General features: G+C 63.9%; 9 protein-coding genes. 8 read left to right on the top strand and 1 reads right to left on the bottom strand.

The window, feature by feature from the left end; genetic code table 11:
* Positions 1 to 19: 19 nt before the first annotated feature.
* Positions 20 to 3,973: a trifunctional transcriptional regulator/proline dehydrogenase/L-glutamate gamma-semialdehyde dehydrogenase gene (putA, locus tag N7650_RS01085; RefSeq protein ID WP_279896623.1), complete on the bottom strand. Its 3,954-nt coding sequence runs from the start codon at positions 3,971 to 3,973 to the stop codon at positions 20 to 22.
* 354 nt (positions 3,974 to 4,327) lie between these two features.
* Between putA and putP the strand changes: the two genes are divergently transcribed.
* The 8 genes from putP to N7650_RS01045 all read left to right on the top strand — a co-directional run bounded on the left by putP (position 4,328) and on the right by N7650_RS01045 (position 14,227).
* A complete protein-coding gene (putP, locus tag N7650_RS01080) occupies positions 4,328 to 5,812 on the top strand; it encodes a sodium/proline symporter PutP (protein WP_279896621.1) in 1,485 nt (494 codons plus the stop codon).
* Positions 5,813 to 5,936: 124 nt separating this feature from the next.
* Positions 5,937 to 6,773, top strand: coding sequence for a 23S rRNA (adenine(2030)-N(6))-methyltransferase RlmJ (gene rlmJ / locus N7650_RS01075; protein WP_279896620.1), 837 nt, complete (start codon positions 5,937 to 5,939; stop codon positions 6,771 to 6,773).
* A 221-nt stretch (positions 6,774 to 6,994) separates the two neighbouring features.
* A complete protein-coding gene (locus tag N7650_RS01070; protein ID WP_009399381.1) occupies positions 6,995 to 8,752 on the top strand; it encodes a carbamoyltransferase in 1,758 nt (585 codons plus the stop codon).
* On the top strand, positions 8,736 to 9,866 hold the full coding sequence (locus N7650_RS01065; RefSeq protein WP_009399383.1) for a glycosyltransferase: 1,131 nt from the start codon (positions 8,736 to 8,738) through the stop codon (positions 9,864 to 9,866). The genes N7650_RS01070 and N7650_RS01065 overlap by 17 nt, the downstream gene beginning before the upstream one ends.
* Positions 9,866 to 10,762 carry an antimicrobial resistance protein Mig-14 gene (locus N7650_RS01060; protein ID WP_279896616.1) on the top strand — a complete coding sequence of 299 codons (897 nt, stop codon included), beginning with the start codon at positions 9,866 to 9,868 and terminating at the stop codon, positions 10,760 to 10,762. The genes N7650_RS01065 and N7650_RS01060 overlap by 1 nt, the downstream gene beginning before the upstream one ends.
* Positions 10,759 to 12,195, top strand: coding sequence for a PIG-L family deacetylase (locus N7650_RS01055; RefSeq protein WP_037060253.1), 1,437 nt, complete (start codon positions 10,759 to 10,761; stop codon positions 12,193 to 12,195). Before N7650_RS01060 ends, N7650_RS01055 begins: the two co-directional genes overlap by 4 nt.
* Complete coding sequence (locus N7650_RS01050; RefSeq protein ID WP_279896614.1) at positions 12,192 to 13,346, top strand: glycosyltransferase; 1,155 nt, start codon at positions 12,192 to 12,194, stop codon at positions 13,344 to 13,346. The genes N7650_RS01055 and N7650_RS01050 overlap by 4 nt, the downstream gene beginning before the upstream one ends.
* Positions 13,343 to 14,227 carry a glycosyltransferase gene (locus N7650_RS01045; protein ID WP_009399392.1) on the top strand — a complete coding sequence of 295 codons (885 nt, stop codon included), beginning with the start codon at positions 13,343 to 13,345 and terminating at the stop codon, positions 14,225 to 14,227. Before N7650_RS01050 ends, N7650_RS01045 begins: the two co-directional genes overlap by 4 nt.
* Position 14,228: the final 1 nt, after the last annotated feature.

Below are 14,228 nucleotides of genomic sequence, written 5' to 3'. Positions count from 1 at the left end.
GCTTTTTTCCTTTCGACTATCAGCCGATAGTCATCAGGCTCGCATTACCCCCCGCCGCAGCGGTGTTTACGCTTAGTGCCCGCTCGATCACCAGGCGCTCCAGCGCTACCGCAGTCTCACCCGACGACAGGCCATGCACCCCAACGATCGCGCCCGGACGCTTGGCGATCTGCTCGCAGATGCCGCGCAACTGGTCGGAGTCGCCGTGGTGCAGGACGGCGTCGAATTGCACATCTTCCTTGTTCCAGTCGCTGACCAGCTTGATCCGCGCCTGGACTTCCTTCGGCAGGCGCGAACGCACCGATTTGCCCGGCTCGCCCTCCAGCACCACGGCCGAGCTGCCCACGGCCAGCACCGCTGCCAGTTGGGTCAGCAGGTCGGCTTCGCTGTCGGCCAGGCACAGCACGTGCTCGCGCGGCAGGATGCTGTAGCTGTTGCGTTCGCCGGTCGGGCCGGCCAGCAGGCGGGTGAGGCCGCTCTGGGACTGGCGGGCGAATTGCTCGCAGGTTTGCACCAGGTCGCTGTGCTGGGCGCTGGAGGCCCAGGCCTTGAAGGCTTCGAACGGCTTCAGCAGGACTTCGCGCAGGTGGCTGTCCGGTTTGTTGCCGGCGTCGCCACGCTGGAACGACTGCTCGATGGCATCCGCCGGACGGGTCGACAGCAGGCGGTACAGGTACAACGGGCCGCCGGCCTTCGGACCGGTACCGGACAAGCCCTCGCCGCCGAACGGCTGTACGCCGACCACGGCACCGACGATGTTGCGGTTGACGTAGACGTTACCGGCATGGACGTTGTCGATGACCTTGGCGATGGTCTCGTCGATGCGGGTGTGCACGCCGAGGGTCAGGCCGTAGCCGGTGGCGTTGATCTGCTCGATCAACTGGTCCAGGTCCTTGCGGTTGTAGCGCAGTACGTGCAGCACCGGGCCGAAGATCTCGCGCTTGAGATCGTCGAGGTTTTCCAGCTCGATCAGGGTCGGCATGACGAAGGTGCCGCGCTTGCATTCGGCGCTGTCGGCGATGGCCACCTGATACACCGGACGACCTTTCTCGCGCATGCCCTGGATGTGCTTCTCGATGCCGGCCTTGGCTTCGGCATCGATCACCGGGCCGATGTCCACCGACAGGCGCTCCGGGTTGCCCAGGCGGCTTTCGGCCATGGCGCCCTTGAGCATTTCGATCACGCGGTCGGCGGAATCTTCCTGCAGGCACAGCACACGCAGGGCCGAGCAACGCTGGCCGGCACTGTCGAAGGCCGAGGAGACCACGTCGATCACCACCTGCTCGGTCAGCGCCGAGGAGTCGACGATCATGGCGTTCTGGCCGCCGGTCTCGGCGATCAGCGGGATCGGACGCCCCTGGTTATCCAGGCGCCCGGCGATATTGCGTTGCAGCAGGCGGGCGACTTCGGTGGAGCCGGTGAACATCACGCCTTTCACTCGATCGTCGCCGACCAGGCGGGCGCCGACGGTTTCGCCGCGGCCCGGAAGCAATTGCACGACGCCTTCCGGAATACCGGCCTCGAGCAGCAGGCGCACGGCCTGGGCCGCTACCAGCGGGGTCTGTTCGGCGGGCTTGGCCAGTACCGGGTTGCCGGCCGCGAGTGCGGCAGCCACCTGGCCGCTGAAGATCGCCAGCGGGAAGTTCCACGGGCTGATGCACACCACCGGGCCCAATGGGCGGTGGGCGTCGTTGCTGAAGTCGTTGCGTGCCTGCACCGCGTAGTAGCGCAGGAAGTCGACCGCTTCACGGACTTCGGCAATGGCGTTGGCGTAGGTCTTGCCCGCTTCACGGACCAGCAGGCCCATCAGCGGCTGGATCTCGGCTTCCATCAGGTCGGCGGCGCGTTCGAGGATCGCGGCGCGCTCGGCCGGTGGCGTGGCCTGCCAGATCGGTGCGGCATTCAGCGCGCACTGGATGGCGTTGTCGACGTCGGCGACCGTGGCTTCCTGGACATGGCCGACCACATCGCGATGGTCCGCCGGATTGAGCACCGGTGCCGCAGCTTCCTGGTTGGCCGCGCAGCCCAGCAGCGGTTCTGCTTTCCAGGGTGAGTGCGCGGTGGCGAGAAGCGCGCAGGACAGCGAGGCCAGGCGATGTTCGTTGGCCATGTCGATACCGGCCGAGTTGGCCCGCTCGCTGCCGTACAGGTCACGGGGCAGCGGAATGCGCGGGTGGGGCAGGCCGACGTTGCCTTCCTGGGTGGCCATGCGCTCGATGGTGGCGACCGGGTCGGCGACCAGTTCCTGGATGGAGATCGAGTGGTCGGCGATACGGTTGACGAAGGAGGTGTTGGCACCGTTTTCCAGAAGGCGGCGGACCAGGTAGGCCAGCAGCGTTTCATGGGTACCGACTGGGGCATACACCCGGCACGGACGGTTCAGCTTGCCATCGGCGACCTTGCCTACGACCTGTTCGTACAGCGGCTCACCCATGCCGTGCAGGCACTGGAATTCGTACTGGCCCGGGTAGTAGTTCTGACCGGCGATATGGTAGATGGCCGACAGGGTATGGGCGTTGTGGGTCGCGAACTGGGGGTAGATGGCTTCCGGCACCGACAGCAGCTTGCGCGCACAGGCGATGTAGGACACGTCGGTGTACACCTTGCGGGTGTAGACCGGATAACCTTCCAGGCCCTCGATCTGGGCGCGCTTGATCTCGCTGTCCCAGTAGGCGCCCTTCACCAGGCGGATCATCAGGCGATGGCGGCTGCGGCGGGCCAGGTCGATGACGTAGTCGATCACATACGGGCAGCGCTTCTGGTAGGCCTGGATGACGAAGCCGATGCCGTTCCAGCCGGTCAGTTGCGGTTCGAAGCACAGGCGTTCGAGCAGGTCCAGCGACAGCTCCAGGCGGTCGGCTTCCTCGGCGTCGATGTTCAGGCCGATGTCGTATTGCTTGGCCAGCAGGGTCAGGGACAGCAGGCGCGGATACAGCTCTTCCATCACCCGCTCGTACTGAGCGCGGCTGTAGCGCGGGTGCAATGCCGAGAGCTTGATCGAGATGCCCGGGCCTTCATAGATGCCGCGACCATGGGAGGCCTTGCCAATGGAGTGGATGGCCTGCTCGTAGGAAGCCAGGTACTTCTGCGCGTCGTGCTCGGTCAATGCGGCTTCGCCGAGCATGTCGTAGGAATAGCGGAAGCCCTTGGATTCGAACTTGCTCGCGTTGGCCAGGGCCTCGGCGATGGTCTCGCCGGTGACGAACTGCTCGCCCATCAGGCGCATGGCCATATCGACGCCCTTGCGGATCATCGGTTCGCCGCTCTTGCCGATGATACGGCTGAGGGACGAGGTGAGGCCGGATTCGTTATGGGTGCTGACCAGCTTGCCGGTCAGCAGCAGGCCCCAGGTAGCGGCGTTGACGAACAGCGACGGGCTGTTGCCCAGGTGCGGCTGCCAGTTGCCGGTGCTGATCTTGTCGCGGATCAGGGCGTCGCGGGTGCCTTTGTCGGGGATGCGCAGCAGGGCCTCGGCCAGGCACATCAGGGCCACGCCTTCCTGGGACGACAGGGAGAATTCCTGCAGCAGGCCCTGGACGATACCGGCACGACCGCCGGCGCTCTTCTGATTACGCAATTTTTCCGCGATGCCGGCGGCCAGCTTGTTGGTGGCTTCGGCCTGGGCGGCCGGCAGGCGTGCCTGCTCCAGCAGCATCGGCACCACTTCCTGCTCAGGGCGGCGGTAGGCGGCGGTAATGGCCGCGCGCAGCACCGATTGCGGCAGGATGCTTTCGGCGAATTCGAGGAAGCACTGGTGGCTGTGGTCGGGCTGTACTTCGCCCGCGTCGTCACCGATATGTCCGGCCTGACCGTTGAGCTCGGTCAGGGTGGCGCCACCCTCCAGCTTCTCCAGGTAGTTGAAGATCGCTTGCTTGATGAGCCAGTGCGGCGTGCGGTCGATGGACTGCGCAGCGGCCTTCAGTCGCTCACGGGTAGGGTCGTCGAGTTTGACCCCAAGGGTGGTCGTCGCCATTTCTTATCCTCGTTATTGCCACTGGGCCGTGGCTAAGCTGGCGCCAAGATTAGCCGGGCACGTTTCCGGGTGCAACCTAGTGCAACCCAATTTTTTGCGGACGGTGGTGCAACTCATCCGGCCGCCGAAAACCCCACGACAGAAACGGCTTTTAGTGGTGCGTTTACTTATGAAAAAGGTGTTTTTTGCGCCGAAAAGGAGCAAGAAGGCGCTTTAGTGGAAAATTTCATACAGGGTGCAACTAGCTTTGTAAAAAAGGTTGCACCGAATTTGCGTTGTGACATAGGGTTCGCCGCCTGGGTGCAACCCCACGAGGGTTGTTGCTACATAAAAACAAACGCCAGGGCGCAATACATGACAGCAAGCAATCCCATCACGATTACCTTCGTGATCTACATCGCGGCAATGGTGCTGATCGGCTTCATGGCCTATCGCTCCACCAAGAACCTTTCCGACTACATTCTCGGCGGCCGTAGCCTCGGCAGCGTGGTGACCGCACTTTCCGCCGGCGCCTCGGACATGAGCGGCTGGCTGCTGATGGGCCTGCCGGGCGCCATTTACATGTCGGGCCTTTCGGAAGCCTGGATCGCCATCGGCCTGACCGTGGGTGCCTACCTGAACTGGCTGTTCGTTGCCGGCCGCCTGCGCGTGCAGACCGAGCACAACGGCGATGCGCTGACCCTGCCGGACTATTTCGCCAGTCGTTTCGAAGACCAGAGCGGCCTGCTGCGGATCATCTCTGCAGTGGTGATCCTGGTGTTCTTCACCATCTATTGCGCGTCCGGCATCGTCGCCGGTGCCCGCCTGTTCGAAAGCACCTTCGGCATGTCCTACGAGACCGCCCTGTGGGCCGGTGCCGCAGCGACCATTGCCTACACCTTCGTCGGCGGCTTCCTTGCGGTTAGCTGGACGGATACCGTGCAGGCCGGCCTGATGATCTTCGCCCTGCTGCTGACGCCGATCTTCGTGCTGCTCGCCACCGGCGGCGTGGACACCACCTTCCTCGCCATCGAGGCGCAGAATCCGGCCAACTTCGACATGTTCCGCAATGCCAGCTTCATCGGCATCATCTCGCTGATGGGCTGGGGCCTGGGCTACTTCGGCCAGCCGCACATCCTCGCGCGTTTCATGGCGGCTGATTCGGTGAAGTCGATCGCCAATGCCCGTCGCATCTCCATGACCTGGATGATCCTGTGCCTGGCCGGTACCTGCGCCGTGGGCTTCTTCGGTATCGCCTACTTCTCGGCGCACCCGGAAGTGGCCGGCCCTGTCACCGAGAACCACGAGCGCGTGTTCATCGAGTTGGCCAAGATCCTGTTCAACCCATGGGTCGCCGGTGTCTTGCTGTCGGCCATCCTGGCAGCGGTCATGAGTACCTTGAGCTGCCAACTGCTGGTCTGCTCCAGTGCCCTGACCGAAGACTTCTACAAGACCTTCCTGCGTCCGAAAGCTTCGCAGGGGGAACTGGTCTGGATTGGTCGCCTGATGGTCCTGGCCGTTGCGCTGATCGCCATCGCCCTGGCTGCCAATCCGGACAACCGCGTGCTGGGCCTGGTGGCCTACGCCTGGGCCGGCTTCGGCGCCGCCTTCGGTCCGGTAGTGCTGCTTTCCGTGCTGTGGAAAGGCATGACCCGCAATGGCGCACTGGCCGGTATCGTGGTTGGCGCGCTGACCGTGATCCTGTGGAAGAACTATTCGGGCACCAGCCTGTACGAGATCATCCCGGGCTTCATCTTCGCCACCCTCGCCATCGTGCTGGTGAGCAGCATGGGCCGGGCGTCGTCCACCATGGTGGCGCGCTTCGAGAAGGCCGACGCGGACTATCACGCCAACAAGTGATCGCTGATCGCGCTTGAGCCGGCGGCCCGCCTCTTCGAGAGAGGCGGGCCGCCGTCGTTTCAGCGGGTGCAACCTGACGACTGCGGCGTGACAGGGTAAACTTCCCGGTCCCTCAGGAGTCGCCATGAACTATCGTCACGCCTTCCACGCCGGCAACCACGCCGACGTCTTCAAGCACATCGTGCTCACCCGCCTCATCGCCTTGATGTCGCGCAAGGAGCAGCCGTTCGCCTATATCGATACCCATGCGGGCCTCGGTCTGTATGACCTGCAGGGCGACCAGGCGACCCGTACCGGCGAGTGGATCGAGGGCATCGGCCGGCTCTGGGAGCGTGAAGACCTGCCGGCGATCACGGCGGACTACCTGCGCATCGTCAAGCGCCTGAATGCCGATGGCGAGCTGCGCTACTACCCCGGTTCGCCGGAACTGGCACGGCGCATGGCGCGCCAGCAGGACCGCGTGCTGCTCAACGAGAAGCACCCGGAGGACGGGCGCCTGCTCAAGGACAACATGAAAAAGGACCCGCGGGTCGCCGTGCACCTCGGCGAGGGCTGGCATGTGCCGCGGGCGCTGCTGCCGGTGCAGGAAAAGCGCGCAGTGATGCTGATCGACCCGCCGTTCGAGCAGCCGGACGAGCTCAAGCGCTGCTCTACCGCGATGAAGGAGGCGATCGGTCGCATGCGCCAGACCGTCGCGGCGATCTGGTATCCGATCAAGGAGCAGAAACAGCTGGTGCGCTTCTACCAGGACCTGACCAGTACCGGCGCGCCGAAGCTGTTGCGGGTGGAGCTGTATGTGCACCCACAGGACACGCCGCAGAACCTGAATGGCTCCGGCCTGGCGATTGCCAACCCGCCGTGGGGGCTGGAGGAAGAACTGCGCGAGTTCCTGCCTTGGCTGGCTGAATGCCTGGGGCAGACGGGCGGGAACTGGCGGATGGATTGGTTGATCGCCGAGTAATCCTGGTTCTTGTGTTGATCTTGAGGGCGCCATCGCTGGCAAGCCAGCTCCCACAGGGTTCGCGGTGCATGCGGTCCCTGTGGGAGCTGGCTTGCCAGCGATGAGGCCCTTGAGGTCAGCACCTCCTACTGCCCACCCGCTTTGCGTTATAATCCCGCCCTTTCGCCGCCGCCCGCCCACGAGGCCGGGGCGCATTTTTACCGAATGAAGAGGCTAGACCCTTGGCATTGACGATTCTTGGCCTGTCCGGCGCCCTTAGCCATGATCCTTCCGCGGCCCTGTACATCGACGGCAAGCTGATCGCCGCCGCCGAAGAAGAGCGCTTCGTGCGCGATAAACATGCAAAGAACCGCATGCCCTACGAGTCGGCGAAGTTCTGCCTGGAACAGGCCGGCATCAAGCCGTCCGACGTCGATGTGGTGGCGATTCCGTTCGCCCCGATCAGCCTGTTCGGCGAGGCTCGCTGGCACTATGCCAAGCGCTACTGGTACGCCCCGGACCGCGCCCTTGACGCGATCCTGATGGGCAACCGCCGCTACAAGCGCTACCGCAAGAAGATCGTCTGGTGTCTGGAGCAACTGGGCTTCGATCCGAAGAAAATCAAGATCGAACCGGTCGAGCACCACCTGGCCCACGCATCCAGCGCCTATCACTGCTCCGGTTTCAAGGAAAAGACCGCGATCCTCGGCATCGACGGCAAGGGCGAATACGCCACGACCTTCTTCGGCTATGGCGAGAACGGCAAGATCCACAAGATCAAGGAGTTCTTCGATCCGGACTCCCTGGGCGGCCTGTACGGCGCGATCACCGAGTTCCTCGGCTTCGAGATGCTCGATGGCGAGTTCAAGGTCATGGGGATGGCGCCCTACGGCGACGCCAGCAAGTACGACTTCTCGCGCCTGGCCAGCTTCGAAAACGGCGAACTGGTGATCAACACCGAGTACGCCAACGTCATCGGCCTGCGCCGCTATAAAGAGAAGGGCAAGGGCTTCTACTTCTCGCCGAAGCTGATCGAGTGGCTGGGTCCGAAGCGCGAAGGCGACATCGCCGACGAGCCGTACATCCACTACGCCGCCAGCATGCAGGCGCTGTTCGAGAAACTGGCCCTGCAGATGATCGACCACTACCTGGGCGACATCCTCAAGGAAACCGGCAAGCTGGCCTTCGCCGGCGGCTGCGCGCTGAACGTCAAGCTGAACCAGAAGATCATCGCCCGTCCGGACGTGACCGAACTGTTCGTGCAGCCCGCCTCCGGCGACGCCGGTACCGCAGTCGGCGCCGCGGCTTATGTTTCCCATGCCCGCGGCGTGCCGGTCGAGAAGATGGAACATGTCTACCTCGGCCCCGCGTACTCCAACGAGGACGTGATCGCCGCCTGCGCCCGTCACCCGAGCGCGCCGAAGTGGCGCAAGATCGACGACATGCCCGAGCGCATCGCGCAGATCATGGTCGACGGCAACCCGGTGGCCTGGTTCCAGGGCCGCATGGAGTTCGGCCCGCGTGCCCTTGGCGGTCGCTCGATCATCGGCTGCCCGAGCGTGCCGGGCGTGGCCAACCGGATCAACGAGCAGATCAAGTTCCGCGAGCGCTGGAGGCCATTCTGCCCGTCCATGCTGGACACCGTCGGCCCGCAGATGATCAAGGTCGATCACCCGGCGCCGTTCATGACCTTCACCTTCGAAGTCGCCGAGGAATGGAAGACCCGCGTGCCGGAAGTGGTCCATGAGGACGGGACTTCCCGCGCCCAGGTGCTCAAGCGCGAGTACAACCCGCGCTACTACGACATGATGAAGGCCCTGGAAAACCTGACCGGCAACGGCGTGTCGCTGAACACCTCGCTCAACCGCCGTGGCGAGCCGATGATCTGCTCGCCGACCGACGCGCTGAACATGTTCTTCGGCTCCGATCTTCAATACCTGATCATGGAAGACATCCTGGTAGTGAAGGACGGCGCGAAAGCCTATGACTCGCTCGACTGACAAGCGCGTCCTGCAGTTCTGCCATGGCTATGACGGGCCTTTCCTCGATTGTGCCCGTCAGTACGCCAGCCTGTTCGTCGGCAGCGGCTACAAGGTCACCACGGTATTCCTCACCGGCAAGGCCGATCCTCGTGTGGCCGAAGGTTGCGCCAGCGACGAGGTGCTGTTCCTCGAATTCAGCTCCAGCGCCATTCGTGGCCTGAAGCTGGGGGCTATCCGGGCGCTGCGCAAGATTGCCGCAGCGCGGGATTTCAGCTTCTGCATCGCCCATCGCTTCAAGCCCATCTACATCACCTTGCTGGCTACGCGTCTGCCGGTAATTGGCGTGCATCACGCCTTCGGCGACTACAAGCGCGGCAGTCGCCAGTTCTTCGCCAATTTCTTCAGCAAGCGCCTGAGCCTGCTCGGGGTGTCCGATGCGGTACGCGACGATATGCGCCGGAGCCTGAAGGCCTGGCCTGCCGAGCGTATCCAGACCCTGTACAACCGGGTCGATATCGAGGCGTTGCAAGCACGCCTGGTGCCGGCTGGCGAAGCCCGTGCCGCGCTTAAGCTGGACGCCGGGGCCTGGATCGTCGGCAACGTCGGCCGCCTGCACCCTGACAAGGACCAGGCCACCCTGCTGCGCGGTTTCGCCCAGGCCTTGCCGACGCTGCCAGCCGGTGCGCGCTTGGCGATCCTCGGCAAGGGCCGGTTGGAGGCATCGCTCAAGGCGCTTGCCGCCGAACTGGGTATTACCGCCCAAGTTGATTTCGTGGGGCAGGTTGCTGATGCCAGGCGCTATTTCACGGCGTTCGACGCCTTCGCCCTCAGTTCCGACCATGAACCATTCGGCATGGTCCTGCTGGAAGCCATGGTCGCCGGGGTGCCGGTAGCGGCCAGTGCTTGTGGCGGTGCCACCGAAGTGGTGGAAGGGGTTGGCGTGCTGTTCCCGCTGGGCGACGCCGCCGCGCTGGCCAGGTCCCTGCAGGTACTGGCCGCAATGGACGAGGCGCAGCTCGAGGAATGCCGCCAGCGCATGCTGGAACGCTTGCGTGCGCGCTTCTCCGACGAGGCGGTACGCCAGGTGTTCTGGCAGCTTCCGACTGTCGTCGCCCTGACTGCGGAGGCCTGATGCTCAATCGACTGCAAGGCTGGCGCGAGCGCGGCTGGCGCCTCGTTGACGCCGAGACGTATGCACAGGCCTGGAACCGCTTCGGCGGTAGCGTCGCCACCCATCCGTTGGTGGTCGCGCAGCTTGCCGAAATGGCCGACATCCCGGTGCGCTACCTGGGCTGGGAGCAGGCAGGTGAAATCCAGGCGGCGATCCCCACCTGGGGGCGTTACCTGGCCCTGTCCAAGGACGTGCTCAAGCGCCAGGGCAAAAAAGGCCTGTTCGACCTGGGCAATGCCGAAATCATCCTGCCCGCTGCCGCCGGGGCGCAGGCCCCGCTGCGTCATGCTGCGCGTTACCTGTCCGCACTGAACCAGGGCCGTTTCAGCCTGCTCAAGCCGCAGGCCGAGTCGCTGGCAATGGCCCGCGAGCCGGAAGATCTATCGAAGAAGTTCCGCTACAACCAGCGTCGCGAACTGCGCCTGCTGGAAGAGGCGGGCGGGGTGGTGAAGCCGATTCAGGACTTCGACAGTGCAGAGATCGCGGCGATGTACTGCGATCTGTTTCAGCGTCGCTGGGATTTTCCCGCCACCGGCGCCGAGCGCATGGCCGAGGCCGTCGAGCGCCTGCGTTCGCTGCTGATCGGCTCGGTGGTGTTCCTCAATGACGCTGCCATTGCCATCCAGTTGGTGTACCGGGTCGAGGCGCCGGAGTGGATCAGTGTCGAGTACGTCAACGGTGGCGTCGACCCGCAGACCCGCGAATTCAGCCCCGGCAGTGTGCTCAGCTTCCTCAACACCCAGAGCGCCTGGGAAGATGCCCGCGCCCGCAACAAGGCGCTGCGCTTCTCCTTCGGGCGTTCCGATCGCGAGTACAAGGACCGATGGTGCAACCCCGTGCCGGTATTCCAGGTTTGAACCGCAAGCAGCAATTGCTCAAGCGCCATCGCCGTAACAAGCGCATGGCGCTGCTCCTTGGCCTGCTGTTGCTGGTGGTTGTCGGCGTGCTTGTGGCTTGGTGGCTGCCGCTGTTGCTGGCAGTGCTTGGCTGGGTGGCCCATGAGGCGTGGTTCGCCGATCACCTGTTCTATTCGCCGGCGCAGGATTATCGCTATCGCTTCCCGGATGAGTGCGAACACCCGGTGCAACTGCGTGACGGCCGCCTGCAACCCGAGCAGCCCTTGGCCCTCGATGGTCATGAAACCCTGATTCTCCAGGTGCAACTGAAAAGCGGCTGGCTGGGCCGTTTCCTCGATCCCGGCGTGATCATCGCTGGCGACGGGGAACAGGACGTGCAGGGTTTCGAGCGGGGTGCCAAGGGGCTGCGCTACGTCAATCTTGGCGGGATGGGCAGCGCACTTGCACAAGGCCGGCTGGCCTTGCGCGGGCAGTTCTGCCGGCTGCTCGGGCAACCGAAGCTGTGGGTTATCCGCCATCCGGACTACCGCCGGCAGCGCGTCATGGTCATCGCGCCACATGCCGACGATGCCGAACTGGCTGCCTACGGCCTGTACAGCCAGGCCGAGGAGGCGTGGATCGTCACCCTGACGGCCGGTGAAATCGAGGCCGATCATTATCAGCGCATGGGGCTGAACCCTGTCGAGGCGGCCCGGCTCAAGGGGCGGCTGCGGGCCTGGGACAGTATCGCGGTACCGCGCTGGGCGGGTGTTCCCGAGGCGCACTGTGTGCAGTTGGGCTACTTCTGCCTGCAATTGCCGGCGATGCAGGCTTCGCCTGGCGAGCCCCTTGGCTCCCGTGAAGCCGATACCACTGATACTCGGCCGTTCCGTCGGCTCAACAGCCTGGCCTTGCCCGGGGACGACGGAGTACCAAGCTGGAACAACCTGCTCGCCGACCTGCGCGCACTGATCGAGACCGCCCGCCCGGAAGTGATCGTACTGCCGCACCCGGTGCTCGACCCGCATCCCGACCATCTGTGCGCCCATCAGGCACTGGTACAGGCTTTGCAAGGTCTCGACTGGCAACCCGGGACCCTGCTTGGCTACGCCAATCACCTGCACGACAACGACCGTTGGCCCATGGGAGACACCGGGACTGGCGTAGCCCTGCCACCGGTCACCGAAGGCGACGAGCAGTGGCTGCCCTGCAGCCTGGGCCTGGATGCCGGGCGTCAGTGCGACAAGGCCATGGCGCTCGGTATGATGCACGACCTGCAACCACGCCCGCCTTTCAAGCGCCGCGTGCGCCGGCTGATTCAGCGGGTACTGGCGGGACGCAAGGCGTCGCCGTTCGGCGAGAACGAATTTTTCCGCAAGGCGGTGCGGCGTCACGAGCTCCTCTGGGTCGTGAAACGTCCCGGCACCACACAGGATCATCAGGAAGCCCTATGACACGACGTTTCAAGGTTCTGCAATTGCAGCCTGACTACAACATCAAACGTCATGATTTTGCCGATCTCGCCGAGCAGATCGTCAAGGCGCTGCCGCCCGAGCGCTTCGAAACCACCATGGCTTTCCTCAAGGGCAAGCCGGGTCCGGGCGAGCCGGTGAGCCGTTCCGATCATTCGGTGTATTTCGACTTCAGCGACAAGGCCCTCAAGGGCATGCGCTTGCTTGCCTTGTGGAAGCTCTATCGCTTTTGCCGCAAGGAAGGCTTCGACGTGGTGATCTGTAACCGCTTCAAGCCGGTCAACATGATGCTGCAGCTCAACCGCTGGCTGAAGATCCCGCTGTGCATCGGCATTTCCCATGGCTTCGGCGAATACGACCGTTTCTACCGGCGTCGCCAGACCCAGCGCCTGGTGGACCGTCACTGGCAGTTCGTCGGGGTGTCGCCTGCGGTGAAGCAGTACCTGGTCGATTGCAAGTGCGGCTTTACCGAGCGGAACACCCACGCCATCACCAACGCCATCGATATCCCCCAGGCCGAAGCGCTGCAGCATTCCCGCGAGAAAGCCCGCGAGCTGCTGGGGCTGTCGGCGGATGCGCGGCTGGTCGGCGCGCTGGGCCGCCTGGTGCGGGTCAAGGGGCACACCCACCTGCTCAAGGCGTTCGCGGCCCTCAAGGACAAGTATCCAGAGGCGCAACTGGCGATCATCGGCGCTGGCCGTGAACAGCAGAACCTTCAGGCAGAGATCGAGCAACTGGGTCTGGGTGGCCGCGCCCACCTGCTGGGTTTCAAGGAAAACGCCCTGCAATATGTACGCGCCTTCGATATCTGGGCCATGCCGTCGATGGCCGAAGGCCTGGGCCTGGCCCTGCTCGAAGGCATGAGCGGACGGCTGCCGGTGATCGCCTCCAGCGTGCCGGCGATGCTGCCGCTGATCCAGGGTGCCGGCGGGCTGGCCGTGGAGCCGGGCAACGTAGCGCAACTGACCGCAGCGCTGGACAGCTACCTGGCCCTGGACGAGCAGGCCCTGCGCGCCAAGGGCGAGCAGACCTACCAGTACCTGCAGGGCAACCATGACATCAATGTCTTCCGCCAGCAGTACCTGGACCTGATCGAGTCCGGCCTGGCCCAGGCGAACAAGGAACCGGCATGACCGACAAGCAACCCCTGGTAAGCGTGATCATCGCTTCGTACAACCACGGACCGTACATTGAAAAGAGCATCCAGAGCGTGCTCGACCAGACCTACCCGCACATCGAGCTGCTGGTGATCGACGATGGTTCCACCGACGACAGCGTCGAGCGCATCCAGCGCCTGCAGGCCGTGCATGGTTTCGATTTCAAGGTCCAGAAGAACCAGGGGCTGACCCGTACGCTGAACGACGGTATCGCACGTTCCCATGGTGAGCTGATCGCCACCTTCGGTTCAGACGACATCATGATGCCGGACCGCATCGCCATCCAGGTCGCGCATATGGTCGACAAGCCTGAAGTGGGTATTTGTGCAGGCAATATCGAGCTGATCGACTCCAATGGCGACCTCTTTCCCGAGAAGCGCCAGCGCCGTGATACCCCGTTCAGGCGCTCCGATTTCGAGGACATGTTCCTTGAGCGCAAACCTTACCCGCCGGCACCCACCTTGCTGTTCCGCCGCGAGGCGCTGGAAAAGGTCGGTGGCTTCGACCCGAGCATTCGCCTCGAAGACCTCTATATCGAGCTGAAGATCACCCATGCCGGCTATGTCATCGACGGCCTGCCCGTGGTCATGGCGCAGTACCGCAAGCACGCGACCAACTCGTACAAGAATCACCGCTTCATGATCGAGAGCATCCTGCGCATCTATGCGCATTTCAGCGATCATCCGGCCTACGAGGAGGTCAAGTTCAAGGCCTTGAACTCGATGTTCCTCAAAGTGGCGAACCGTGATCGCAAGCTGGCCCGCGAGCTGTTGGCGCAGATTCCGCTGCGGGCATTTACCCGCAAGACCTGGCGTGGCCTGGGGCGCTTGTTCTTTTCACCACTGGAACGGAGCTGAC

It is taken from the genome of Pseudomonas sp. GD04058 (genome assembly GCF_029836855.1).
Taxonomy (GTDB): Bacteria; Pseudomonadota; Gammaproteobacteria; order Pseudomonadales; family Pseudomonadaceae; genus Aquipseudomonas; species Aquipseudomonas bharatica.
The sequence above is the reverse complement of the archived record's forward strand: the minus strand, read 5'-3'. Positions and strand labels throughout refer to the sequence as shown.